The sequence below is a fragment of the Aminobacter sp. P4_D5 genome (assembly GCF_056401815.1).
This window is the reverse complement of sequence record NZ_JBFUIP010000928.1, coordinates 1-629: the sequence shown is the minus strand read 5'-3', so window position 1 is coordinate 629 and position 629 is coordinate 1. Positions and strand designations below refer to the sequence as shown.

The 629-nt window shown below is 66.9% G+C and carries 2 protein-coding genes; one reads left to right on the top strand and one right to left on the bottom strand.

The window, feature by feature from the left end:
- Positions 1-198, bottom strand: a 198-nt coding sequence (locus AC1DWF_RS35850) for a helix-turn-helix domain-containing protein (RefSeq protein ID WP_476843211.1), incomplete at its 3' end; no start/stop codon positions are given.
- A 92-nt stretch (positions 199-290) separates the two neighbouring features.
- Here AC1DWF_RS35850 and AC1DWF_RS35845 point away from each other — a divergent pair.
- On the top strand, positions 291-629 hold a 339-nt coding region (locus AC1DWF_RS35845), incomplete at its 3' end, for an LLM class flavin-dependent oxidoreductase (RefSeq protein ID WP_476843210.1).

Here is a 629-nt window from a genome sequence, read left to right as displayed (position 1 = left end):
CATGCCCAGCTGCGTCGGCGCGACGCGGCCCTTCAGCCGGTCGAACAGCACGAGGTCCGCATCCGCCTCGAGGTTCGCGATCATCTTGCTCATCGCGGGCTGCGAGACGTGCAGGATGGAGGCCGCCCGGCTGATGGTCCCGTTCTCGATCACCGCCTTGAAGGCCTCGATCTGGCGCAGGCTGAGAGGGCGGCGCATGCATAACCCCGGGGAATAAAGGTCCCCGAATTAGGACTTCGACCTTCTGGCCGTCAACGCCTAGCCTTCCCACAAGCCGAAGGAGCCGCACGTTGCCAAAAACCCAGATGAAGCTCGGGCTGTCCATGCGGTACCTGGGCTACCACGACGCCGCCTGGCGCCATCCGGAGGTCCCCCCCGGTGGCGCCACGGACTTCCGCTACTTCCTCAACAGCGCCCGCATCGCGGAGCGCGGCAAGTTCGACATGGTGTTCTTCGCCGACGGCATCGGCATCCGGGCGGACGACAACCCCGCGGGATCGCTCGCCCGCACCAACCGCAACGTCGAGCTGGAGCCGCTGACGCTGCTGGCGGCGCTGGCGCCGATGACGAGCCATATCGGCCTCGTCTCGACCGCCTCCACCACCTACAACGAGCCCTATCACGTCGCC